We start from the raw sequence: 23,712 nt of genomic DNA, 5'->3' as shown, positions 1-23,712 counted from the left end.
AGTCTTTCCTCGCAATCTTCAAACTTATTTCAAGTCCGCATTTGTTTAGTCGGCGGGACGCAGCTGCATCCCTTCAATCAGCCGCTCCAGTTCCGCCAGGGATCTTTTAGCCAACACGCCGTACTTTTCCTTCTTGCCCCGGATTCGCTCCGGCAAAGGCTCCAGAATGCCAAAATTGGCGTTCATGGGCTGGTAGTTGACGGCGGGGGTTCCAATATGGCGGCTGAGCGCTCCGAGCATGGTGCGCGGGCCAAAATCCACCGGCGCAAGCGCCTTCAAATAGCGGTCCATATGGATAGCCGCCATAAGGCCGCTGGCTGCCGATTCCACGTAGCCTTCAACGCCGGTGATCTGGCCTGCAAAAAACAGGTTCGGCAGCTTTACCGTCTGGAACCTGGCGTTTAAATGGTCCGGCGCCGGCAGATAGGTGTTTCGGTGCATCACGCCGTAGCGGACAAATTCCGCGTCTTCAAGACCGGGAATCATGCCAAAGACCCGCTTTTGCTCGCCATAGGTGAGCCGGGTCTGAAAGCCCACGATGTTGTAAAGAGTTCCCTCCAGATTCTCCTTCCGGAGCTGCACCGTCGCATAGGGCCGGCGCTCCGTCTTGGGATCGATGAGCCCCACCGGTCTCAAGGGACCAAAGGCCAGGGTTCTTGGACCGCGCTTCGCCAGCGTCTCCACCGGCATGCAGGCCTCAAAGACCTTCTTATCCTCAAAACCATGAACCGGCGCGGTCTTCGCCTCCACCAGCGCATGCCAGAAGGCCTCATATTCTTCCCGGTTCATGGGACAGTTGAGATAGTCCTCTCCCTTGCCGTATCGGGAAGCGGCAAAGACCACATCCATGTTCAGCGATTCGGCACTAACAATGGGCGCTTCCGCATCATAGAAGTAGAGCCGCTCAAGACCCAAGAGCTCCGCGATATGGTCGGCCAGAGCATCCGAAGTGAGCGGACCGGTGGCCACAATGGTGGGAATTTCGGGATCAAGCCGTTCCACCTCCCCCGCCAGCACAGTGATGCGGGGCTCGCTTTTCACCCGTTCGGTCAGGGTTCTTGCAAAGGCGTCCCGGTCCACGGCCAGCGCCGAACCCGCCGGTACCCGCACAGCGTCCGCCGTCGCAATGATGAGAGATCCAAAAAGGCGCATCTCCTGCTTGAGCAGGCCAGATGCGCTGGTGAGTTCATTGCTTTTAAGGGAGTTGCTGCAGACCAGCTCTCCAAGATCGGGATTGCTGTGAGCCGGAGTATATTTTTCCGGCTTCATCTCCCAAAGCTCCACCTCATGTCCCCGGCGGGCCAGCTGCCATGCGGCTTCGCATCCAGCCAGTCCTCCGCCGACAATCCTGACTTTCACTTCAGCCGTCCTTTCCTTCGGACACCGTCTCCCGGTAGCCGCATTCGCCGTTGGAGCATACGTGGGTCTTTTTCCCGCTTCGATCCCGCTTAAGGACCATGTAGCTGTGGCATTTCGGACACTTTTCCTTCACCGGCTGATCCCAGGAGATAAAATCACAATCGGGATAAGCCTCACAGCCATAGAAGGTGCGGCCCTTCTTGGTGCGGCGGATGATGATGCCCGCCCCGCACTTGGGACAGGGCACGTCCTCCAGCTTTTTCACAATGGCTTTGGTATTGCGGCATTCAGGATAGTTCGGGCAGGCCAGAAATTTGCCGAACCGGCCCATCTTGTAGACCATCATGGCCCCGCACTTCTCGCACTGAACGTCCGAAACCTCGTCCTTTACCTCCACCTTCTCGATGGCTTCCTCCGCTTTTTCCAAGGTTTTAGCAAAGGGGCCGTAGAAGTCGGAGACGATCTTCTTCCAGTCCTGATCGCCCTCCTCCACCGCATCCAGGCGGTCCTCCATATCGGCGGTAAACTCCACATCCACGATGTCGGAGAAATAGTTTTTCATCAGCTTGGTCACGATCTCGCCAAGCTCCGTCGGAAAGAGGGTGCGCTGCTCCCTGACCACGTAGCCCCGGTCCAAAATGGTGGAGATGGTGGGTGCATAGGTGCTGGGCCGCCCGATGCCCTTCTCCTCCAGCGTGCGCACCAGGGACGCTTCATTGTAGCGCGGCGGCGGCTGGGTGAAGTGCTGTTCCTCCTCCGCTTCCACCAGTTTGACCTTCTGGCCCACCTGAAGCCCCGGCAGTGTGGTGTCGTGCTCATTTTTCTCCACGCCCACCGCGGCGAGGAACCCTTTGAAGATGAGGCGGGAACCATTGGCCCGGAACTGATGCTCGCCGGCTGTGAGGCTCACCTGCATGGTGGCATAGACGGCAGGCCTCATCTGGCTGCCCAAAAAGCGGTTGTAGATCATCTTATAAAGGCGGTACTGCTCTCTGGAGAGGGACTCCTTAAGCCGCTCCGGCGTATAGGCCACCGAGGTGGCGCGGATGGCCTCATGGGCGTCCTGCGCGCCCTTCTTGCCCTTAAACTCATTGGGTTTGTCTGGCAGATACTCGGCCCCAAAATGCTGGGTGATATGCTCTCTTGCCGCAGCCTGCGCTTCCTGGGAAAGCCGGGTGGAATCGGTACGGATATAGGTGATAAGGCCCACCGTGCCCTCGCCCTTGATATCCACGCCCTCATAGAGCTGCTGGGCGAGCATCATGGTTTTTTTCGTGGTGAAGCCAAGCTTTCTCGCCGCGTCCTGCTGAAGCTGGCTGGTGGTATAGGGCGCCGCGGGGTTTTGCCGCCGCTCCCCTTCCTTAATATCCGTGACGATAAAGGGCTTTTTCTCGATATCGGCTTTGACCTTGTGGACCAGTTCCGGGTCCTTGATTCTGCCGTTGTCGTCCAGGATGTACTTGGCCATGAATTCGCCCCTAGGCGCGCCGGTGGTAAGCTTCACGTCCAGCGTCCAGAACTCCTCGGGCACAAAGGCACGAATCTCGTCCTCACGGTCACAGATGATGCGCATGGCCACCGATTGCACCCTTCCGGCGGAAAGGCCCTTCTTGATCTTGGCCCAAAGCAGCGGACTGATCTTGTAGCCCACCAGCCGGTCCAGCACCCGCCTTGCCTGCTGGGCATCCACCAGATTCTTGTCGATGGCCCGGGGCTTTTTCACGGCCTCCTGAACCGCTCTTTTGGTGATCTCATTGAATTCGATGCGGCAGTTCTTCTTCTCGTCGATGTTCAAAATGTGCATCAGATGCCATGCAATGGCCTCGCCTTCACGGTCAGGGTCAGTTGCCACCAGCACCTTGCTGGCACTCTTGGCGTCCTTCTTGATTCTGTCCAAAATTTCACCCCGTCCACGAATCGTGATATAACGGGGCTCGAATCCATGTTCAATATCAATACCGATCTGGCTTTTGGGGAGATCCCGCACATGTCCATTGGAAGCTTCCACTTTATACCCCTTGCCCAGAAACTTTCCAATGGTTTTCGCCTTGGCGGGCGACTCCACAATCACCAGTTTGGGTGCTTTCGCTGCTGCCATCAGATACCTCCATGCGTGGTTTCATTGAATCCCGGCCATGCGGACGAACCGTTTGCCTGGGAGTTGCTTTATTATTCCTCGAAATTCTAGGATTGTCAAGAACGTATTCAGTCGATCCATGGCTAGTCCCGTTTTTTCCGCCAATTCCTCAATTCCGCACTCCCCTTCTCCAAGAGCGGTCCAAAGAGCAAGTTCGTCCCCCAAAAGCTCCGGTGCGGCTTCTCCGGCCTCGGGTTTTTGACCGGGCACAGGCCGCTCGCCCCATCTCAGCGCCTCCATAGCGTCCCAAACATCCAAAAGAGGCGCCGCGCCAAGACGCAGCAGCGCGTTTGAACCGGCGCTTTGCGGCGAAGTGATATTCCCGGGCACCACGAAAACCTCGCGGTTTTCCTCAAGGGCCAGATTGGCAGTGATGAGCGCACCCGAACCCTTTCCCGCCTCAATGACGATGACGCCGGGCGTGAGACCGGCCATGATGCGGTTGCGCTGAGGAAAATTCTGTTTGAGAGGCGGCGTTCCCGGCGGAAACTCGGAGAGGATCACCCCGTTTTCCATGATTCGCTGGTAAAGTCCGGCCTCCTCCTTGGGGTAAATGACATCCACACCGCAGCCAAGGACGGCGACCACCGGCTGGCCCGACTTGAGACATCCCTCCTGCGCCATGCTGTCAATGCCCCGGGCCATTCCCGAGACCACGCTGACCCCGGCTTCGCCCAGATTCTCACCCAGCAGCATGGCGGCCTGTTTGCCGTAACTCGTGCATCGCCTCGTTCCCACCACGGTTAGCGAACGTTCCAGAATCCTGTTCAGTTTTCCTCTGCCCTTGGCGTAGAGCGCCACCGGCGGATCATAGATGCTGGAAAGCAGCTTCGGATAAAATTCATCGGCCAAGGTTGCCACATGGATTTTCTCCCGGTCCAGCCGTTCCAGATATTCATCGATAACATTTTCAAAGCTGGCATGGCGCAGCGCCGCACGGGCCTTCGCGGAAATACCCGAACGGGGCAGGCGGTCCTCCGCGGCTGCATGGAAAAGCTCCTTTGCCGAACCGTAATGATCCAACAGACGCTTTCTTTGCGCCACGCTCACATCGATGAGGCTGGACAGCCACACCAGGTACCGACTTTCCTCCTTCATGATTTACCCCCAATACTTCTTATCCAGCGTGCGGTATTGGATGGCCTCCGCCACCTGGGCCGCGCCAATCTCCTCCTGGCCTGAAAGATCCGCAATGGTTCTGGCCATCTTCAAAATACGGGTATAGGCCCGGGGCGACAGTCCGAGGCTCTCATGGGCCATGCGCAGAAGGCTCTCCCCTTCCGCGGAGGGCGTGCAGTAGCGTTTAAGGCTGCCCGCGCCAAGCTCCGCGTTGAAGCGGATTCCCTCCGCCTTGTACCGCTTTCGCTGGATAGCCCGGGCGGCCTCCACCCGTTCCCGGACCTTGGCGGAGGACTCCTCCCTGCCCTTCCGGGTGAGCTCATCGTAGTCCACCGGCTGCACATCCACATGAATATCAATGCGGTCCAGAAGCGGCCCGCTGATCCGCCCAAGGTATCTTCGAATCTGCATGGGCGTACACCGGCATTCCTTCTTAGCCGAACCATAGTTTCCGCAGGGGCACGGATTCATACCGGCAACCAGCATGAACCTCGCGGGATAGCTCACCATACCGTTCACCCGGGTGATATTGACCACGCCGTCCTCCATGGGCTGGCGCAGGCTTTCCAGAACGGAACGGGGAAATTCAGGCAGTTCATCCAAAAAAAGCACGCCGAGATGGGCGAGGCTGATCTCGCCCGGCCGGGCATAGCCGCCGCCCCCGATCAGGGAATTGACGGAAGCGGAGGTGTGCGGCGCCCGAAAGGGTCTCGTCCGGATGAGGCCTTGAATCTCACCCGCGGGCCGCACCACGCTGTGCAGCATGGTCACCTCCAGCGCCTCCTCAAAATCGAGCTCCGGCAAAATGCCGGGCAGGCTTTTGGCCAGCATCGTCTTGCCCGAACCCGGCGGTCCGATCATAATCACATTGTGGCCGCCTGCCGCCGCAATCTCGAGAGCCCGTTTGGCGGCTCTTTGGCCCATGATATCCGCAAAGTCCACGCCGCGGTAGGGTTCAGCCGAGGTCATTCCAGGATTTGCATAAACCTTTGGCGCATCGCCGGAAAGCTGGGCCACCAGGGTTTTCAGATCCCTCGCCTCCAAAAGCCGAACCCCCTCCACCAGGGCGCCCTCCTTTGCGGAGACCTCGGGAACACATATTTCATGAAATCCAAGCCTCGCCGCGGCCACAACGGCCGGCAGCACACCCCGCACCGGCGCGATGGCCCCGTCAAGTGAAAGTCCGCCGATAAAGGGCATCGTGAGAGCCTCCATCGGCAGCTGGCCAGTGGCCGCCAAAATGCCAAGGGCCATGGGAAGATCGAAGGCCGCGCCCGCTTTTCTTCGGTCCGAGGGCGCCATGTTGATGGTGATGCGCTGCACCGGAAACTCAAGACCGCTGTTGCGGATGGCGGAGCGGACCCGCTCCTTGGCCTCCTTGACCGAGGCATCGGGCAGGCCCACGATATCAAAGGCCGGAAGGCCGTTGGCGATGTCCACTTCAATGGACACCGGATAGCCCTCCACGCCCCACAGGCCGATGCTTAGAGTCCGCGTAAACATGACTTCCCCCCCTTAACCGAAGGTCCAGGACGGCAGCCAGCGGATGAACTCCATGTAACCCTTCGTCATATCCATGCCGGAGACGACAGGATAGAACATGGCGAACAGCGCGATCACCATCACCACAAAGGCCGCCATCACATAGTTCATGCGTTTATGCTGCATCAAAGGATCCTTGTTCATGAACCCATAGCGGTACAGCGCGCCCACGGCAAGTATGCCCAAGAGCATGAAGGCCACAAGGGTGATAATGGTCACAGTAAGGTTCATGGTCACAAAGATTTTCAGCACCGAATAGGCAAGACAGCCAGCCACTGCGCCAAGACCGATGGTGAAGGGCAGCGTCCACTGCCAACTGTTCGGTTCCCGGTCCTCATCCCACTTTTTATAGGCGTAGCCCAAGGCCAGCACCACAAAGGGCAGGGATGCGAAATAGTGATAGATGAAGGTGACCCGGCTGACCATGACCCAGGGCAGGAACTGGAAGGCAAAACCCACCAGCATGACCCAGACACCGTTGCTGACGCGCTTTTTCCGAATGGATTTCACCACCAGCATGGCAAAGGCAATAAAGCCGCTCCACCACACCAGGGGATTGCCCAAAGAGACGATGGAGGAAACCATGCCCGGTTCCATGGGCTTGCCCTGATAGAACCAGATGGGTCTGAGCATGAGCGGCCACTGATACCAGGGCGACTGGAAGGGGTGGTCCGCCGTAAGCCCGCCGTGATAGTTGAACATGCTGACCTGATTGCTGAGAATATAGCTCGCATCATAGCCGGGTATCCGGATGAGGGGCAGATAGGAGAGCGCATAGATTCCCACCGGCACCAGCACGAAGAAGATGATGCAGAATCCGAGGATGCGCAGGGTGTTCAGCTTGTAGTCCAGCACGATGGCGCGCAGCTTGATCAGCTGGCCCGTGGCGTCAGGATAATACTTCGCCAGATAGGCCCTGTCCTTTTGGCAGCAGCGCCAGGCGAAGATATAGGCCGCGATCATGATCACTCCGCCAACGCCAATGAAAATCCAGGGCGAAATTCCCCCGGCTTCAAAAGCGGCTGCGCCGCCCATGTAAGGTTTGAGGGCCTCAATAATGCCGTAGAGCACCGAAGCGATGCTGATAAGCACGATGGCCGCCGTGGTCATGAAAGTGTAGCGGTTGAAGGGCACAAAGAAATTGGCGCCCTCCTGAACCTGAATGCCCAGACGCTTCAAGGCGTAGTTGTACTCCTGGTAGCGCTGGTAGAGGGTGTATAGGAACAGCAGCGCCAGTCCGCCGCCGCCATAGATCACGATCCACTTGCTGGCGCAGCCGATACCAAAAATAATGCCGGAAAGGGCCAGCGGCAGCAGCGTCTTTTTAAGCGGCTCCCGGTTGTAGCTCAGCTGCATGTACTTGAACATGAACAGGTACATCAGCATGATGAAGAAAACCGCATAGACGTCGATGGTGGAGATCCGGGTCTGGGCAAAGTGCATGAGATCGAAGGTGAAAAGCACCGTGGAAAAAAGGGCATAGCGGTGCTTCTTCAGAATCGCCCGGGCCAGAGCATAGAACACCGGTACCATGAAGATGCCAAATACCGTGCCCACAATTCGCCAGCCGAAGGGCGTCATGCCAAACAAGGACACCCCAAGGGAGATCAGCGTCTTGCCAAGCGGCGGATGGGTGGTCTCATAGATGCTAAGATCATGAAGCTGCTCGTAGGCCGTACGGGCGTGGTAGATCTCATCAAAATACATGCTGTTCATGTACGTGGGCTTCACGGGGACGATGGACTGTTCGTCAAACAGGCTCTCCCCCCTGCCGTCGGTGGAAGCGGTCACGGTGAGAGGCAGGGGCTGCTGGCCGCCGTCCAGAAACGCCATTTCAAATAGGGGCTGGCCCGCGTCCAGAGCGGTCACCCGAATATAGCGGCAGTCAGCGTTCACGTCCTCATACAGCCATTTGAACATGTCCCCCATGTCGTGCTCCAGCTCAGTAAGCAAATACCAGCTCGCGCCGTCCTCGGAGCCCTCCAGACGAATGGATCCCTTGCCCACGCCGGCGTAGTAGTATACCCGCTGAACGGGCTCGCCGCTTTGAAGTTCCACGCTCACACTGTCATAGGCCTTGGGCTCCCAATAGGTGGCTGGAGCGGTGGTATCGCCGAGGTTGACGAGGGCAATCGCGGCATAGATAACCGTGAGCGCCGCCACCACCAGCATCTCCCGCCGGGTGGTCCTGATTCTGGCCGGGGCATCGAAGATGCGGCGGTGGATGTCGCCATCCGCGCTGTCAAGCGGCTCCGGCGCAAGAGGCTTCTTATTTGCCCGGAGCACGAAAATATCCAGAGCCACGTACATGAGATAGAAGAACATGGCCACCTGGCCGAAAGCGATGATATACACCCAGGCATCCCCGGCAAGAACGCTGGGGTACATGGACAGAATCATCACCGTGTTGAGATAGTGCAGTATGCTGGACAGGCCAAGCGCGATGAGGAGCCTGCGGTCCCGGTGGACCACATAGGCCCCTGTCAAAAGGGCGATCAGCGGAAACAGATACCTTTCGTGCATCATGGGCGCCAGCGTGTACATCCAGCTGATGAGAACGGCTCCCACCATGAATACGCTCGAATACCTGCGGCGCTTGAAGTAGAGATAGCTTACGAACACCATCACGGATACCACTGCCAGGACGGTCAGGATGGTGACCGGCAGGGCGTCCATGTGCAGGTAATTGCACCCGATAAGGGCATAGAAGTTGAAGGCGTTGAGGGAGCTGTAGGTGTACTGCCCCACCGTGCCCACGTATTGATTGTAAAGGAAGGCAAGAGGACTGTCCTGCTTGATGATGAAGGGCAGGCTGAGTGCGATAAACACCGCGAGGCTGAGACCCACGCTGATCAAAAGCGTCTTTAAAGCCTTCCTGCGGTCCGCGTCCTTCCCGAGGAAACTATGAATGAACGGGAAGAGCAAAATGGGTGCAAACATGATGGCCTGAGGCTTCACCAAAAGGGCAATGGTATAAAACAGCGCCGCCCAGGTGAGCCGTTTGGTGGCCGCATAATAGGTACAAAGGATAAGGAACAGGGTGAAGAACCCATCCACCTGGCCCCAGGCGCTGCTGTTCAGGATCACCGCGGGGTTCAGCAGATACAAGGCCGCCAGCACCAGGGCGCCTTGGCCTTTGAGATGCTTTCTTGCGATCCGGTAGATCATAACGCCAAGCACCATATCGGTGATGATGCTGGGCAGCTTCATCAAAAGAATCATGGCTGGCGTTCCCGCCTCCAGATGCAATAGGGAAGCGATCCAGCCCAAAATGTACAGGACATACAGGTATCCCGGCGGGTAATCGCAGGCCCGTTCCAGATACTGGCTGTAATCGTATAGGTTGGCCGGGCCGCCTTCATAGGCGGTCTTGGACCAGCTGGTAAAGCAGTTGAGATCGAATTCCAGGCCCGAATGGAAATAACCGATGGCAAGGCGCAGGACCACCGCAGCCACCATCAAAAAGGCGATCAGCATTTTTTCGCGCTTCAGCCCCTCCTCCGTCTCGAAGGGGTCCCGGGCCTTACGGAGCCAGCGGTACAGGCCGTAGAAGATCACCGCATAGATCATGGCAAAAAGCAGCACCTTCATCCGGGTGCCGGTGGGCGTAGCCGTGGAGGCCGCCGCTTCGTCATCCGAGGAGGTCTGCTGAATCTCAATGTTTTGAATCTTGGCTCCATCGGGCACCTGGTCCACCTTGACCACTTCCACCTGGTCAAAATAGGCCTTGCCCACGGCGTTTTGATAATAGCCGCCAAGACGCACGCCCACGGACATGGTCTTTTGACCACTCCCCGTCTGACCGTACATCTCCACCTTCTGCCAGTCCTTGGCTTCAAGCACGCCGGAGGAGATGGCCACAGTGCCGATCACCGAAACGTTGGCTCCCGCCGTTCCGCCCCCGAGGCGCCCTTCAGTCTTCACGTAGGCGCTGATTCTGTAAAGGCTGTTCGGCTCCACATCGATCTGCTGCACCATGCGTGCGTCGTTCTCCGTAGGGTTCTCAATGGACAAACAGGTCCCGCCGTCCATGCCCCCCGCTTCCATCAGGAAGACGGCGGCGCTGTCCGCGCCCTCCCATTCGTCAATGCTCCAGGCTGCCGGAAGGCCGCCGGAGTTTTCCTCGAAGCCGGAATTTACCGCCAGGTTGGACCCCTCCGCAAAAGCCGCGCCGGAAAAGACGGCAAGGACAAGAACGATCAGTGTCCACGTGAAAAGCGTCTTCTTCAATGATCTTCACCTGTTCTTCTTATTTGGCGCCTATGCGCCAAAGGCATTTTCAATATGGCGGATGAGGGGTTCGTCCCCCCGCCACGTGATCTCCACCACGTCAAAGCGCATGGGAAGGTCCCAAAGCTTCCTTTGGGAAAGAAAAACCTCCGCTGCAAGAAGGAGATGGCGCTGTTTTGCGGCCGTAACCGCCTCGGCGCCGCTGCCGTAAAGATTCCCCCTGCGGGTCTTAACTTCGACAAAGACCACCCTATTCCCTGGTTCCTGGGCAACAATATCCAGTTCACCCATTTTTGTACGGAAATTTCGGGCCAGAATACGGCAGCCCTTGCTTTCGAGATAGGCGGCGGCAAGGGCCTCGCCCCGGTCGCCCACGTCCTTTAGCATACGGCTCATAGGATCTTCCTCAGGAAGGACGCACGATGGATGGGGCAGGGCCCGATGCGCCGCAGCACTTCAATATGGGCCGCCGTGCCGTAGCCTTTGTGCTGACCAAAGCCGTACTCGGGGTACTTTGCGTCCAGCTCGCGCATCTGGCGGTCCCGGGTAACCTTGGCCAGAATGGAGGCGGCGGCGATGCTGTAGCAGGTGGCGTCGCCGTGCACCACCGCTTCCACAGGGTATTTCACATCGATCACATCCCTGCCGTCCACCAGCACCCGGTCAAGGGCGATCCCAAGGTTCTCCACCGCCTGCTTCATGGCCGCAAGAGTGGCGTTTCGAATGTTCATTTCATCGATGCCCCTGGGGTCCACCTGACCGATCCCATAGGCCACCGCCTCCCGGGTGATCCTATCGTAAAGAAGCTCCCGCTTCTTTTCCGAGAGCTTCTTCGAATCGTTGACGCCCTCGATCACCGTGCCCAGCACCACGGCGGCGGCCACCACCGGCCCCGCCAGCGGCCCCCGGCCCGCCTCATCCACGCCGGCGATCACGGTGATGCCTTCCTCTTTCAGACGCCGTTCGAAGGCTAAAAGTTCAGCATTATTCCCCTTCATCGATGGTTTCCTCCGGTTTCTCCAGCGTGATGCGGCCTATGCGGCCGTTCCGGAATTCATCCAGCAGCATCTGCGCGCCCCGTAGGGTGTCCACCCGCCCGCCGGAGAGGATCATGCCCCGCTTTTTCGAGATCCGCTCAAGAAGCTCCTCCCCCTCGCCCGAAAGGGTATCCAGCTTGTATCTGGCAGCGAGGCAGTCCGGTTCCCGTTCGCGGAGCCTCAAAAGCAGCGCCATCGCCAGCTTTTCCGTGTCCATGATCTCGTCCTTCACCGCGCCCACGAAAGCGAGATCGAGGGCCACCCGCTCGGGAGTGAGCTTGGGCCACAGCAGTCCCGGCATATCCAAAAGTTCCAGATAGGGCGTCACCCGCACCCACTGCTTGCCCCGCGTCACGCCCGGCCGGTCCGCCGTCCTTGCCCGGGTTCCCCCGGCCACACAATTAATGAAGGTGGACTTTCCCACGTTTGGGATGCCGATCACCAGCGCCCGCACCGTCTTTTTGACCCCCTTCTGCTCCATGCGCCGGACCTCCTTCGCCGCGGCGTCGGAGATCATCTGGGCGGCCTTTTTGCGGTTGGAGGCGGTGGACACGAAGGGCAGTGTGGCGCCCTGCCGGCCCAGCTTCTCGCTCCAGGCCCGGGTCGCCTTTTCCTCGGCCAGATCGGCCTTATTCAGCACATAAATCCGCGGCCGCAGCTCAAGGATGTCCTCAATGTCAGGGTTGCGGCTGGCCACAGGGATGCGGGCGTCCAGAATCTCCACCACCACATCCACCAGCTTGATCTCATTCATCAAGGTGCGCCTGGCTTTGGCCATATGCCCCGGATACCACTGAATGTCCATCTCATGCCTCCCTTGCTATGAATCATTGACCCCTCGCGGGTCATTTACACCTATGAAAAAAAGAAGGAGCTCAATGAGCCCCCTCTCTTCAGCGATTTCTCAGCGTTCAATGGTGCGCAGCCGGGCCGCTTTACCCACGCGATTGCGCAGATAGTACAGCTTGGCGCGGCGAGCCTTGCCGTGACGGATCACATCGATGTGATCAATCTTGGGCGAATGCACCGGGAAAATCCTCTCAACGCCAATGCCATAGGAGATTCGGCGAACCGTAAAGGTTTCGCGCAGGCCCCCGTTCTGCTTGGCAATGATGGTCCCCTCAAACGCCTGAAGACGTTCGCGGCTGCCCTCCACAACTTTCACGAACACCTTGACGGTGTCGCCAATGCGAAGCTCGGGCAGATCGGTACGGAGCTGTTCTTTCTCGATGGAACGAATGATTTCGCTCATCTTCATTCCTCCTTTCCCTCATAGACGTTCATGCCATCAGCAGCGGACCGTCCGTAATCACGCAAAATATTGTAACACAAGCTCCAGAGTTTGACAATCCCTATTTTAGAAGATCGGGCCGGAGCCTCCGGGTAATCTCAAGGGCCTGTTCCCGGCGCCAGCGCTCAATGTTGGCATGATGCCCGGACAAAAGTATGTCCGGCACCTTCAATCCCCGAAAGTCCGCAGGCCGGGTGTATTGGGGATACTCGAGAAGGCCGCTGGAAAAGCTCTCATCCTCCGCAGACTGGTCGCTTCCCAGCACCCCGGGAATAAGCCTTGCCACGCTGTCCAAAACGGCGAGAGCGGGGATCTCGCCGCCGGTGAGGACATAGTCTCCGATGGAGATTTCCTCGTCAATCAGATGATCCAGCACCCGCTGGTCCACACCTTCGTAATGGCCGCACAAAAACACCAGATTGTCCAGCCGGGACAGCCGCTGGGCGGTTTCCTGATCAAAGGTTTTGCCCTTGGGCGAGAGATAGATGCGGTGCGCCTTCCCCATGCGTTTTTCCACGTCGGCGAAGGCGTCGAAGATGGGCTGAGGCATCATAACCATGCCCGGTCCGCCGCCAAAGGGATAGTCATCGGCCTGGTGGTGCTTGTTGTCGCTGTATGCCCGGATATCCACGGCAAAAGCGTCCAAAATGCCCTGGTTTCGGGCACGGCCCAGAATGCTTTCCGAGAGCACTGCCTCCACCATAGCCGGAAACAGGGTCAAAATAGCGGCCCTCATATTTCCTCAGCCTCCAGGAACGAGGAAGCCACGGTGATCCCTCTATCCAAGTCAATATCAAGCACAGCGTCGGGGATGACGGGGACAAGATACTCCCGTTCCCCTTGAATCACGTACACATCGTTGGCGCCGGGCTGAAGCACTTCCTCAAGTCTGCCCACGGGCACACCCTTTTCATCCGTCACGGGAAGCCCGATCAGATCGCAGATGAAATACCGGCCCTCAGGCAGCCTGACCGCCCTGGACCGGTGGACATACAGTTCCCTGCCCCGAAGCTGCTCCGCCCCGTTTCGGTCCGTCACACCCGCCAGCGTTAAAAATACGTTCGTATCCTGAATTCTGGCGCCCGTCACGGCAACGGGCGTGAATCCGCCCTCCCCTTTGAAGAAGGCCTCCGAAAGGTCATAGAAGCGTGCCGGATCGTCCGTCAGCGGCATCACTTTGACTTCACCCCGGATCCCCTGGGGTTTTACAATGGTGCCCACGCACAAATATTCCGCCTGTATTCCCACCTTGACCTCCCATGAAATAAAGGGACCCGAAGGCCCCTCCTTTTTTTAGATGATATCCACCAAGACCTTCTTGGCTTCCTTGGATGACGCCGCCCGGACCACGGAACGGATGGCCTTGGCAATGCGGCCCTGTTTGCCGATCACCTTACCCATATCTTCCTGGGCCACGCGGACCTCGATAATGATGTTATCGTCATTTTCCACCCGGCGCACGTCCACCTCGTCAGGATTCGTTACCAGGGATTTGACGATGTACTCCACAAGATCCCGCATGTTTTTCACCTATGCCTTACTCGATCGCGCCGCTCTTTTTGAGGAGCGCCCGAACGGTATCCGAGGGCTTAGCACCCTTTTTAATCCACTCCTGAGCCTTCTCCGCGTCCACCTTGATCTCCACGGGCTCCACCAGGGGATTGTAATAGCCGAGTTCCTCGATGCAGCGGCCATCCCGGGGCGCAGAGGATTCCGCAACCACGATGCGGTAGAAGGGAGCTTTTTTCGCGCCCATGCGGCGAAGACGAATACGTACTGCCATTGAATTGTACCTCCTAATTTATGTTTCACTACTATGTCACACAGCCTTCTGGCTGGATGCAGCTACATGAAAGGGAACTTCATCCGTCCCCGGCGCCGGCCGCCCCGCTCCATATCGGTGAACTGGCGCATCATCTTTTTCATGGAATCGAACTGCCGGAGCAGCTGATTTACCTGCTGGATGGACGTGCCGCTGCCGGCGGCGATGCGCTTTCTTCGACTGCCGTTGATAATGGCGGGATTCTGCCGCTCCGCCACAGTCATGGAGCTGACGATGGCCTCGGTTCTTGAAAGCTGCTTTTCATCCAGTTCCACATTGCCCAGCTTCGAAGCGTTCATGCCGGGCATCATGGCCAAAATATCGGACATGGAGCCCATCTTCTTCATTTGCTGAAGCTGGTCCATGAAATCCTCAAGATCGAACTTTTGGGATTTGATCCGTTCCTCCAGCTTGGCCGCCTGCTTCTCATCGAAGGCGGCCTGCGCCTTTTCAATGAGGCTCAGCACGTCGCCCATGCCCAGGATTCGGGACGCCATCCGCTCGGGATAGAAGGGTTCAATATCGGTGAGTTTTTCCCCCACACCGGCAAACTTGATGGGCTGGCCGGTGACGGCCTTGACCGAAAGCGCCGCGCCGCCCCTGGTGTCGCCGTCCAGCTTGGTCAAAATGACGCCGCTGATTTCCAGGGTATCATGGAAGCTTTGGGCCACATTCACCGCGTCCTGGCCGGTCATGGAGTCCACCACCAGCAGGATCTCATGGGGATCCACGGCTTTTTTCATCCGTTTCAGCTCGTCCATGAGCTCGGTGTCAATATGAAGCCGGCCCGCGGTATCGAGAAGCACCGCGTCATGCCCGTTGTCCTTTGCATATTGCACACCGTGCAGAGCGGTTTTTACCGCATCCTTCTGCCCCTCTTCAAAGACCGGGATCTCCAGCTTCTCGCCCAAGACCTTGAGCTGCTGAATGGCCGCCGGCCGGTAGATATCGCACGCACAGAGCAAAGGATTTTTGCCCTGCTTTTTAAGATAGCCCGCAAGCTTCCCCGCCATGGTGGTCTTGCCTGCGCCCTGAAGACCCACCAGCATATAGACCGACGGCGGCGCCGAAGCCACCGTAAGCTTGCTGACCGTGGAGCCCATCAGGTTTGTAAGCTCCTCGTTCACCACTTTGATGACCTGCTGGCCCGGGGTGAGGCTTTCCAGGATCTCCGATCCCACCGCACGCTCGGACACGGTCTTGATGAACTTTTTCACCACCAGGAAGTTCACGTCCGCCTCAAGAAGAGCCATCTTCACTTCCCGCATGGCCGCCTTCACGTCCTGCTCGCTGAGTTTGCCTCGGGACGTCAGCTTCTTAAAAACTTCCGAAAGCTTGGAAGTCAAACCTTCAAAGGCCATCCCGTACCTCCCACTCCTCAATGAGTTGATCGAGCTTTTTGGCCGTGTCGGGTCCCGCAAGGCCCGCCGCTGCCTCCGCCCGCAATCCCTTGAGCTGATCGGCCATCCAAAGATGCCGTTTTAAAAGTCCCAGTCGTTCCTCCAGCTGAGAGAGCTGATTTCTTCCCCGCTTCAGGCAGTCGGAAACGCCCTGCCGGGATATGCCCAGTTCCTCAGCGATCTCCGAAAGGGACCAATCCTGATCGAGATGCAGCTCCAGCACCCGCCGCTGCTGTTCCGTCAAAAGGCCGCCATAGAAATCCATGAGCCACGCATAGCGCACGTTCTCCTCCATGGCCTTCTCCTCCTCACGGGTCCCTTCTCCTTTTCAGCGCCGCTTCTCTTTGACCCTTCGGCTTTGCTCGAAAGGCCGTCCGCATTCGCCCAGATGGAAAAGGGAGTGTAAAGGTTTTAACCTTTACACTCCCTTACTATACCCATTTTCTCTGCCGCTGTCAAGCCTTTTCCTGAAGCAGTGCTTCCACGAAGGCCTTGGGATCAAAGACCTGCAGATCTTCCATTCCCTCGCCCACACCGATGAAGCGCACCGGCACGTTCAGTTCATTTTTGACGGCGATGACCACGCCGCCTTTTGCGGTGCCGTCCAGCTTGGTGAGAATGATGCCCGTCACGTTCACCGCTTCCTTGAAGATCTTCGCCTGGGCGATGGCGTTTTGGCCGGTGGTGGCATCCAGCACCAAAAAGACCTCCCGATGGGCGCCGCCGTATTCCCGGTCCACCACCCTGCCGATCTTTTTCAGCTCCTCCATCAGGTTCTTTTTGTTGTGCAGACGGCCGGCGGTATCACAGATAAGAAGATCGCATCCCCGGGCCTTGGCCGAGCTGATGGCATCAAAGACCACAGCCGCCGGATCGGCGCCCTCGCCGTGCTTGACGATGGGCACCCCCGCCCGCTCGGACCAGATGGTCAGCTGTTCGCTGGCCGCCGCACGAAAGGTATCCGCCGCGCCCAGCATGACCTTTCTGCCCTCACTTTTATAATAATGGGCCATCTTGCCGATGGCGGTGGTCTTGCCCACCCCGTTTACGCCCACCACCAGGATAATGCTAGGCGAGGGGAGCTCCAGTTCCCCGTCGGTCCCCACCATGCCCATCAAAATCTCGCTCAGGTATTCCCGGATTTTGGCCGTATCGCCCAGCTTTTCCTGATCCACCCGGGCGCGGAGCCGTTCTATGATCTCGCCGGTGGTGGCGACGCCCACATCGGCATAGACCAAAATTTCTTCCAGTTCCTCATAGAACTCGTCGTCAATCTCCCGGTAATAGGAGATGAGCTGATTGACCTTCTCCGTCAGGTTGTCGCGGGTCTTGGTGAGCCCGCCCACCAGCTTTGAAAAAAATCCTTTTTTCTCCATCGTTCCCCTCCTAGGCCAGTTTCACGGACATGAGCCGGCTAACACCCTTCTCCTCCATGGAGAAACCATACAGCGCATCGCAGGCGGTCATGGTCTCCTTGCGGTGGGTGATCACTACAAACTGGGTGTTCTTCGCGTAATCCTTCAGGAAATGGACAAAATTGCCGATGTTGGCATCGTCCAGCGCCGCTTCGATCTCGTCCAGAATGCAGAAGGGCGTGGGCTTCAGGCGGAGAATGGCGAAAAGAATCGCCGCCGCCGTTAGCGAACGCTCGCCGCCGGACAGCAGGGAGAGCACCTGCAGCTTCTTGCCCGGAGGCTGGGCGATGATCTCGATATTGCAATTCAGTACGTCACGTTCATCGGAAAGCTGGAGGCTGGCCGTTCCGCCGCCGAAGAGCTCCACAAAGGTCTCCTTAAAGTTTTCGTTGAGTTTCGCGAACTGCTCCTTAAACTGCACCTCCATGGTGCCCAGCAGCTCTTCAATGAGACTGCGGAGATCCTCCTTCGCCTTCACCAGATCCTCTCTTTGCTCGGTGAGATCGGTGAAGCGCTGGGATACCCGCTTGTATTCCTCGATGGCGTTCACATTCACATCGCCCATCTGCCGCATTTCCCGGCGGATAGCGCCCGCTCTGGAGGATGCCGCCGAAGGCTTAAAATCCTCCCTGCGTAGCGGCAGTGCCGTGTTATACGTCAACTCATAATCGTCCCAAATACGGTTATGGATGTTCTGCAGATCCGATTCCAAACGGTCCAGCTGGGACTGGGTCTTGTACTGACGCTCCAGGAGCTCCTCCAGCCTGCCGGAAAGCTCCTTTTGCCGCCGTTCCAATTCCTCCGATTCGAGGGCCAGTTTCTGACGATCCTGCTGACGCCGCTCCACCTCCGTCTGAACGGCCCAAAGGGTGGCCCGGCTGGCCTCAATCCTTCTTGCCAGCTCTTCCCGCTCCCTGCTGTCCTCATCCATGCGGTCCTTACGGGCTTCCAGCTCATTCTGAAGCCGGGCCAAGGTCCGCTCGTTCTCCGCCCGTTCGCCTAGAAGCCGCCGGACGTCCCGGCGGGCGGCTTCCAAGTCCCGGGCCGCGCCGGCATGGGCCGCCTGCAGCGTACCCAGCATGCCAAGGGCCGCCGTGTGCTCCTGGCGGAGGATGTTCATGGCCTCCTGCAGACGGAGGATATCGTCCCGGGTGGTGCCGTCCGAGCGTTCCATCACGCCCTGCTGGCTTTCGATCTCCCCGAGTTCGCCCACCACTTCGGCGAGGCTCTCCGAAAGGCGCTCCTGCTCCAGCCGCAGAGCCTCGCTGCCCTTCAGGTGTTCAGCATAGTGCCCCTGGGCCGTCTGATAGCGTTCGTTCTCCCGCGCCACAGCGATGTCCTGCTGGTGCCAGGCCTCGCCGATCTCCGCCAGCTCCGATTTCACGGTTTCCGCTTCAGCCAGCATTTCCGTAAGCTTGGCCCGATGGTCTCCAAGGCTTTTCTCCGTCTGGGAAAGTTCCTCTTTCAGTTCCTCAATCATGCGGCCCCGGCTCAGCAGGGAAGAATACTGGGACTTCTGACTGCCGCCCGTCATGGACCCGCCCACATTGAGCGTATCCCCGAGAAGGGTCACCACCCTGAAAGCATACCGGTTTCTGCGCATAAGCTGAATGCCCGTATCCATATCCTTGACAACGACCGTACGGCCCAGAAGATTCTCCATGATCCCCCGGTAGGCCTCGTCAAACTCGACGAGGTCGCTGGCCACGCCAAGAATACCGGGGCCGGACAAGGTTGCCTTCTCCCCCCCGTTCAAGGTTCTTCCCTTCACGCTGGTCATGGGCAGGAAGGTTGCCCGGCCAAACTGGCGCTCCCGCAAGAGATCAATGGCCGCCTTGGCATCCTCTTCCCGGCGGGTGACCACGTGCTGCAGGCTGGCGCCAAGGGCCATTTCAATGGCCTTTTCAAAGGTTTTAGGCACCCGCATCAGATCCGCCACGGTGCCCACAATGCCCGCGCCGCCCTGCGGCAGGCGGTGAGCCTCCCGCATCAGGTTGCGGATACTGCCAAAGTATCCCTCCCGATCCTTTTGCATCTCCTCCATCACATGGAGGCGGGAGGCAATCTGCTGGGCGCTTTGCTCCACGGTCTTGAGGCGGATGCGGATGTGTTCCGCCCTGGCTTCCGCCTCCTGCCCCGAAGCTTTTACCCGGTCCCGCTGCTTCTCCAGCTCATGCAGGCGGGCCTTGGCTTCCTGCAGAAGTTCTTCCGCCGCCAGCATGTCCGCCTTCAGCTGATCCTCCTGCTGCGTGCGTTCCGCCTGCTGCGTTTGAAGCTCGCTCTGACGCTGAACCAGGGTGTCCCGCATGGTGAGCAGCCGCTCCCGGCGGGTCTTGACGTTCGAAAGGCGGTTCAAATTATCAATCACTTCGCTCTTGGCGGCCTCCAGCCTGACCTCCTCGCTGGCCACTTTCTCCCCCAGCGCATCGGTGGATTGCCGGTGAGCCTCCAGTGCAGCCGCTTCGCCGGCAAGCTTTTGTTCCAGCTCCCCGCCGTGGGCCGCCGCCTCTTCCTGCTGCTTTTTGAGGTCCGCCAGGCGGTCCTCCGTTTCCCGGATCTGGCCCAAAAGCTGTTCCCGGCCGATCCTCGCATTATCCCGGCGCTCGTCCAGCACCTTGCTCTCACCCTCGGCCGCCTCGGTCTGGCGGGTGAGCTCCAAAATCTGTTCCCGGAGGGTCAATATCTCCCCGTCCATCCGCTCCAGATCCTCCCGGGACAGACGGTAACGCTCCGCCAAGGATGCCAGCTCCTCCTGACCCTTCGTGCGCTGTCCCTCGATGTCGGCCAGCGTTTCCCTAAGTCCCTGCTGACGGACCTGAATCTGCTCATTTTGGTGCAGAAACAGATTGATATCCAGGTCCTTCAGCTCGTCCCTGAGATCCAGATACCGCCGGGCCGCTTCACTCTGTTCCCGAAGGGGTTCCACCTGGCCGGACAGTTCCTCCAAAATGTCCTCGATGCGGATGAGATTTTGGTCGGTCTGTCCCAGCTTTCGTTCCGCTTCCTCCTTGCGGGTCTTATACTTGACCACGCCGGCGGCTTCCTCGAAGATCACCCGCCGTTCCTCGGATTTGGGCGTTAAAATATCGCCGATACGGCCCTGGCCGATGATGGAATAACCCTCCTTGCCGATGCCCGTATCCTGAAAAAGCGCCACCACATCCTTGAGGCGGCGCGAATTGCCATTGATCAGATATTCGGATTCACCGGAGCGGTAAATTCTGCGGGTTACCGACAGCTCGGAATAGGGCATGTCAAGAGAACCATCCACGTTGTCAAAGACGAGGGTTACCTCGGCCATGGACAGTTTCTTGCGCTTTTCCGTGCCGTTGAAGATGATATCCTCCATACGGGTTCCCCGAAGGGTTCGGGCGCTCTGTTCGCCCAAAACCCACCGGACCGCATCCGCCACATTGCTCTTGCCGCTTCCGTTCGGGCCCACCACGCCGGTGATGCCCCGTTCAAAAACGATCTCCGTGCGGTCCGCAAAGGATTTAAATCCGTATATTTCCAGCCTTTTGAGATGCAAGCACTTCACACTTTCTTCGGTTGATTGAGAATCTCGAGTGCCGCCTTAGCCGCGTTCTGCTCGGCGCACTTCTTGCTGCGGCCCTTGCCGCTGGCCATATCCTGGCCGTCCACCACAGCGGTGACGGTGAATACCTTGTCATGCTCCGGCCCCTCATCGCCGATGAGCCGGTAGCAGACCTTTCGTCCCTGCTCCTGGAGCTTTTCCTGCAGACGGGTCTTGAAATCCATGGCGCACTTCATCTCCGGCGCCCTTTGAATTTCGTCGTCCAGCTCGCGGTAGACATAGTCCCGGGCCGCCTCAAAGCCGCCGTCCAGATAGATGGCGCCGATCACGGCCTCATAACCGTCGGCCAGCACCGACGGCTTTTCCCGGCCGCCGCACTTCTCCTCCCCCCGGCCCAGCCGGAGGTAGCTGCCAAGGCTGATGCGCTTCGCCGCGGCCGCCAAAGAGGGCTCGGAGACCACAAACGCCCGCATTTTACTCAGTTCTCCCTCGTTGGCATTTCTGTACAGCAAAAAAAGGCGGTGGCTTACGGTAAGCTGCAGCACGGCATCCCCCAGGAACTCCAGCCGCTGATTATGGGCACAGCCCGACACCTCATGAGCGTAGGTGGTATGGGTGAGCGCTTTTCTTAGCAGCACAGGATCGCGGAAGCGGTAAGCGATTCTCTTCTGGAGCGCTTCCATACCCTGTTCAAAATCCAGCATCATTTCCTCCAATAAAATGAAGAGCCCCAAAGCAGGCTTGCTTCAGGGCTCAAAGTGATCCTATTGATTGTCCTCAATATAGCGCACGATGTCGCCCACGGTCTTGATCTCGGCAAGCTTATCCTCTTCGATCTGCATATCGAAGGCATCCTCAAGATCCATGATGAGGTCGGCCATGTCGATGGAGTCGGCCTTCAGATCTTTTTCAATCTCGGACTCCAGAGTCACTTCGCTGGGGTCCATGCTGAACTTATCAGCGACGATGGATTGCACTTTTTCAAATACCATTTCCATTCCTCCCGTTATTGTTGGTCTGCGCTGGCTTGCAGCGACTGGGCGATCTTGCCCACCACGTCGCCCCGGATCATCTGGGCGAGCTGGGCAATCGCATTGCTATAGGCCCGGGCATTGCTGCTGCCGTGGGCCTTGACAACCGGTTTGGCCACGCCCAGAAGGGGCGCTCCGCCATACTCGGTGTAGTCCATGGTGCGTTTAAAGCTCCGCAGCTTCGGTTTTAAAATCATGGCGCCGATCTTGGTGGCAAAACTCTGCATAAAGATATCCTTCAGGGAGTCGAAGATGAACACCGACGCCCCCTCCAGGCTCTTTAAAAGCATATTCCCCACAAAACCGTCGCACACCACCACATCGGCGGCGCCGCTCAGGATATAGCGGGGTTCAAGGTTGCCCATGAACTGAATGGAGGGCTCCTTTTCCAGAAGCTTGTAGGCCTCCTTGGTCAGTTCATTCCCCTTCTCCGGCTCCGCGCCGTTGTTGATGAGGGCCACCCTGGGCTCCGGCGCGTTCGTCACCGTGCGCATGTAGGCGTCGCCCATCAGCGCAAACTGGCGCAAAAACTCGCTCTTGCAGTCCACATTGGCCCCGCAGTCGATAAGAAGCACCCGACCGCCCCTCTTCGCCGGCAGAATGGGCGCCAGCGCCGGACGGTTGATACCCTTGATCCGTTTGATAATGAAGGTCGCGCCGGCAAGAACCGCGCCGGTGCTGCCCGCGGAGATGAATCCATCCCCCTGGCCTGCAGCGACCAAATTCATGCCCACAACCAGGGACGAGTTCTTCTTTTGCCGAATCGCCGTGACCGGCGCTTCCGCCATTTCGATGACGTCGGGGGCGTCCACGATCTCGATGCGATCCCTGGGTGCGTTCAGATAGCCAAGCTCCCGCTCGATTACCGCCTTGGGTCCGCAAAGGACCATCGTGAGCCCGGCGTCCCGTTCCAGCGCCATCACGGAACCCTTGATCACCGCAACCGGCGCCTGATCGCCGCCCATTACATCGGCTACAATGCGCATTCGTCCCCCTCCTTCGTTCAAAGCTTCCAAAAAAGCGCCTCCGAAAAACGAAGGCGCGGTTTTGTTAAGAGTTAGCCTTTTGTTTTTCCACATTCACGATCTGCTTCTTGCGGTAGTAGCCGCAGTGCTTGCAAACCCGATGGGACAACATCATCTGATGGCACTCGGGGCACTCCACAATGCCAGGCAGGCTCAGCTTCCAATTTGCCCTCCTGGAATTCCTGCGCTGTTTGGACGTTCTTCTCTTGGGTACTGCCATTTAATCCACCTCCTTCGAAAACATCTGCTTGAGCTGTGCAAAAGGATTGGGCTGCGCTTCCTCTTCCGGCGGCTGACAGCCGCAGGAACCCCGGTTAAGATTGTGAGAACAGGTGGGGCACAACCCCAGGCAATCCTCCCGGCACAAAAGACGCATGGGAAGGGACAGAATCAAATCTTGTTCGGCCATATCCGTCAGGTCGATTTCGTCCCCGCTGTACAGGAAACCGTCGGAATCGGGGTCCAAATGCTTGACAAATTCCTCGCGGAACTTCACCTTTTTTTCAAAGGTGAAAGGGTCAAGACACCGGTGACAGGTCGTTTCCAACCGAATCTTCAAGCGGCCTTCCACAAAAATGCTTTCTCCCAAAGCCATATAGGTACCTTCGATGAAAAGGGGCGAGAGAACTTTGAAACGGTCAAAGCCGCGGGAAAGTTCTTCCAGACGGCCCTCCATTTTGAAAGGAAACTGCTCGCCGGGCGCTTTGATGGCCTCGGCAACGTTCAAAATCACACAGCTCCCCCCTTATCCATCGGCTACAAGCTATTA

At 58.2% G+C, this 23,712-nt stretch carries 22 protein-coding genes; all 22 read right to left on the bottom strand.

Features of this window, described 5'->3' with window-relative positions; genetic code table 11:
- Window positions 1-45 precede the first annotated feature (45 nt).
- Complete coding sequence (gene trmFO / locus H8696_RS03935) at window positions 46-1,359, bottom strand: methylenetetrahydrofolate--tRNA-(uracil(54)-C(5))-methyltransferase (FADH(2)-oxidizing) TrmFO (RefSeq protein WP_249315058.1); 1,314 nt, start codon at window positions 1,357-1,359, stop codon at window positions 46-48.
- Window position 1,360: 1 nt separating this feature from the next.
- Window positions 1,361-3,457 (bottom strand): type I DNA topoisomerase, encoded by a 2,097-nt coding sequence (gene topA / locus H8696_RS03930; protein WP_249315057.1) that lies wholly within the window; start codon window positions 3,455-3,457, stop codon window positions 1,361-1,363.
- A gap of 21 nt (window positions 3,458-3,478) precedes the next feature.
- Entirely contained in the window at window positions 3,479-4,594 is a 1,116-nt protein-coding gene (gene dprA, locus H8696_RS03925) for a DNA-processing protein DprA (RefSeq protein ID WP_249315056.1), read from the bottom strand.
- Window positions 4,595-4,597: 3 nt separating this feature from the next.
- Entirely contained in the window at window positions 4,598-6,118 is a 1,521-nt protein-coding gene (locus tag H8696_RS03920; RefSeq protein WP_249315055.1) for a YifB family Mg chelatase-like AAA ATPase, read from the bottom strand.
- Window positions 6,119-6,130: 12 nt separating this feature from the next.
- Window positions 6,131-10,387, bottom strand: a complete 4,257-nt coding sequence (locus H8696_RS03915) for a phospholipid carrier-dependent glycosyltransferase (protein ID WP_249315054.1) — start codon at window positions 10,385-10,387, stop codon at window positions 6,131-6,133.
- 30 nt (window positions 10,388-10,417) lie between these two features.
- Window positions 10,418-10,783: a YraN family protein gene (locus tag H8696_RS03910; RefSeq protein ID WP_249315053.1), complete on the bottom strand. Its 366-nt coding sequence runs from the start codon at window positions 10,781-10,783 to the stop codon at window positions 10,418-10,420.
- On the bottom strand, window positions 10,780-11,385 hold the full coding sequence (locus H8696_RS03905) for a ribonuclease HII (RefSeq protein WP_249315052.1): 606 nt from the start codon (window positions 11,383-11,385) through the stop codon (window positions 10,780-10,782). The genes H8696_RS03910 and H8696_RS03905 overlap by 4 nt, the downstream gene beginning before the upstream one ends.
- The gene (gene ylqF, locus H8696_RS03900; protein WP_249315051.1) at window positions 11,372-12,229 is read right to left on the bottom strand and encodes a ribosome biogenesis GTPase YlqF; all 858 of its coding nucleotides are present in this window, start codon (window positions 12,227-12,229) and stop codon (window positions 11,372-11,374) included. Before ylqF ends, H8696_RS03905 begins: the two co-directional genes overlap by 14 nt.
- A 99-nt stretch (window positions 12,230-12,328) precedes the next feature.
- Window positions 12,329-12,676 (bottom strand): 50S ribosomal protein L19, encoded by a 348-nt coding sequence (gene rplS / locus H8696_RS03895; protein ID WP_249315973.1) that lies wholly within the window; start codon window positions 12,674-12,676, stop codon window positions 12,329-12,331.
- 100 nt (window positions 12,677-12,776) lie between these two features.
- Window positions 12,777-13,451 carry a tRNA (guanosine(37)-N1)-methyltransferase TrmD gene (trmD, locus tag H8696_RS03890; protein ID WP_249315050.1) on the bottom strand — a complete coding sequence of 225 codons (675 nt, stop codon included), beginning with the start codon at window positions 13,449-13,451 and terminating at the stop codon, window positions 12,777-12,779.
- A complete protein-coding gene (rimM, locus tag H8696_RS03885; RefSeq protein ID WP_249315049.1) occupies window positions 13,448-13,963 on the bottom strand; it encodes a ribosome maturation factor RimM in 516 nt (171 codons plus the stop codon). The genes trmD and rimM overlap by 4 nt, the downstream gene beginning before the upstream one ends.
- A gap of 45 nt (window positions 13,964-14,008) precedes the next feature.
- Window positions 14,009-14,236: a KH domain-containing protein gene (locus H8696_RS03880; protein ID WP_249315048.1), complete on the bottom strand. Its 228-nt coding sequence runs from the start codon at window positions 14,234-14,236 to the stop codon at window positions 14,009-14,011.
- A gap of 16 nt (window positions 14,237-14,252) precedes the next feature.
- Window positions 14,253-14,498, bottom strand: a complete 246-nt coding sequence (gene rpsP, locus H8696_RS03875) for a 30S ribosomal protein S16 (protein WP_249315047.1) — start codon at window positions 14,496-14,498, stop codon at window positions 14,253-14,255.
- A 62-nt stretch (window positions 14,499-14,560) separates the two neighbouring features.
- On the bottom strand, window positions 14,561-15,898 hold the full coding sequence (ffh, locus tag H8696_RS03870) for a signal recognition particle protein (RefSeq protein ID WP_249315046.1): 1,338 nt from the start codon (window positions 15,896-15,898) through the stop codon (window positions 14,561-14,563).
- Window positions 15,888-16,232, bottom strand: a complete 345-nt coding sequence (gene ylxM / locus H8696_RS03865; RefSeq protein WP_249315045.1) for a YlxM family DNA-binding protein — start codon at window positions 16,230-16,232, stop codon at window positions 15,888-15,890. Before ylxM ends, ffh begins: the two co-directional genes overlap by 11 nt.
- A 160-nt stretch (window positions 16,233-16,392) precedes the next feature.
- Window positions 16,393-17,313, bottom strand: a complete 921-nt coding sequence (gene ftsY / locus H8696_RS03860; RefSeq protein WP_249315044.1) for a signal recognition particle-docking protein FtsY — start codon at window positions 17,311-17,313, stop codon at window positions 16,393-16,395.
- A 10-nt stretch (window positions 17,314-17,323) separates the two neighbouring features.
- Window positions 17,324-20,881: a chromosome segregation protein SMC gene (gene smc, locus H8696_RS03855; RefSeq protein WP_283244901.1), complete on the bottom strand. Its 3,558-nt coding sequence runs from the start codon at window positions 20,879-20,881 to the stop codon at window positions 17,324-17,326.
- A 5-nt stretch (window positions 20,882-20,886) separates the two neighbouring features.
- Window positions 20,887-21,591, bottom strand: a complete 705-nt coding sequence (gene rnc / locus H8696_RS03850) for a ribonuclease III (RefSeq protein WP_249315042.1) — start codon at window positions 21,589-21,591, stop codon at window positions 20,887-20,889.
- A gap of 60 nt (window positions 21,592-21,651) precedes the next feature.
- The gene (gene acpP, locus H8696_RS03845; protein WP_249315041.1) at window positions 21,652-21,879 is read right to left on the bottom strand and encodes an acyl carrier protein; all 228 of its coding nucleotides are present in this window, start codon (window positions 21,877-21,879) and stop codon (window positions 21,652-21,654) included.
- 14 nt (window positions 21,880-21,893) lie between these two features.
- Window positions 21,894-22,904 carry a phosphate acyltransferase PlsX gene (gene plsX / locus H8696_RS03840; RefSeq protein ID WP_249315040.1) on the bottom strand — a complete coding sequence of 337 codons (1,011 nt, stop codon included), beginning with the start codon at window positions 22,902-22,904 and terminating at the stop codon, window positions 21,894-21,896.
- Between the two features lie 64 nt (window positions 22,905-22,968).
- On the bottom strand, window positions 22,969-23,163 hold the full coding sequence (gene rpmF, locus H8696_RS03835) for a 50S ribosomal protein L32 (RefSeq protein ID WP_249315039.1): 195 nt from the start codon (window positions 23,161-23,163) through the stop codon (window positions 22,969-22,971).
- Window positions 23,164-23,676, bottom strand: a complete 513-nt coding sequence (locus H8696_RS03830) for a YceD family protein (protein ID WP_249315038.1) — start codon at window positions 23,674-23,676, stop codon at window positions 23,164-23,166. It abuts the gene before it with no gap.
- Between the last annotated feature and the right edge of the window lie 36 nt (window positions 23,677-23,712).

This window comes from Gehongia tenuis, from assembly GCF_014384795.1.
Classification (GTDB): domain Bacteria; phylum Bacillota; class Clostridia; order Christensenellales; family NSJ-53; genus Gehongia; species Gehongia tenuis.
The sequence above is the reverse complement of the archived record's forward strand: the minus strand, read 5'-3'. Positions and strand labels throughout refer to the sequence as shown.

Coding starts and splice junctions, on each gene's coding strand:
- topA (WP_249315057.1), bottom strand. CDS start 3,457: ATGGCAGCAGCGAAAGCACCCAAACTGGTGATTGTGGAGTCGCCCGCC.
- dprA (WP_249315056.1), bottom strand. CDS start 4,594: ATGAAGGAGGAAAGTCGGTACCTGGTGTGGCTGTCCAGCCTCATCGAT.
- H8696_RS03920 (WP_249315055.1), bottom strand. CDS start 6,118: ATGTTTACGCGGACTCTAAGCATCGGCCTGTGGGGCGTGGAGGGCTAT.
- H8696_RS03910 (WP_249315053.1), bottom strand. CDS start 10,783: ATGAGCCGTATGCTAAAGGACGTGGGCGACCGGGGCGAGGCCCTTGCC.
- H8696_RS03905 (WP_249315052.1), bottom strand. CDS start 11,385: ATGAAGGGGAATAATGCTGAACTTTTAGCCTTCGAACGGCGTCTGAAA.
- ylqF (WP_249315051.1), bottom strand. CDS start 12,229: ATGGACATTCAGTGGTATCCGGGGCATATGGCCAAAGCCAGGCGCACC.
- rplS (WP_249315973.1), bottom strand. CDS start 12,676: ATGAGCGAAATCATTCGTTCCATCGAGAAAGAACAGCTCCGTACCGAT.
- trmD (WP_249315050.1), bottom strand. CDS start 13,451: ATGAGGGCCGCTATTTTGACCCTGTTTCCGGCTATGGTGGAGGCAGTG.
- H8696_RS03880 (WP_249315048.1), bottom strand. CDS start 14,236: ATGCGGGATCTTGTGGAGTACATCGTCAAATCCCTGGTAACGAATCCT.
- rpsP (WP_249315047.1), bottom strand. CDS start 14,498: ATGGCAGTACGTATTCGTCTTCGCCGCATGGGCGCGAAAAAAGCTCCC.
- ffh (WP_249315046.1), bottom strand. CDS start 15,898: ATGGCCTTTGAAGGTTTGACTTCCAAGCTTTCGGAAGTTTTTAAGAAG.
- ylxM (WP_249315045.1), bottom strand. CDS start 16,232: ATGGAGGAGAACGTGCGCTATGCGTGGCTCATGGATTTCTATGGCGGC.
- ftsY (WP_249315044.1), bottom strand. CDS start 17,313: ATGGAGAAAAAAGGATTTTTTTCAAAGCTGGTGGGCGGGCTCACCAAG.
- rnc (WP_249315042.1), bottom strand. CDS start 21,591: ATGCTGGATTTTGAACAGGGTATGGAAGCGCTCCAGAAGAGAATCGCT.
- acpP (WP_249315041.1), bottom strand. CDS start 21,879: ATGGTATTTGAAAAAGTGCAATCCATCGTCGCTGATAAGTTCAGCATG.
- plsX (WP_249315040.1), bottom strand. CDS start 22,904: ATGCGCATTGTAGCCGATGTAATGGGCGGCGATCAGGCGCCGGTTGCG.
- rpmF (WP_249315039.1), bottom strand. CDS start 23,163: ATGGCAGTACCCAAGAGAAGAACGTCCAAACAGCGCAGGAATTCCAGG.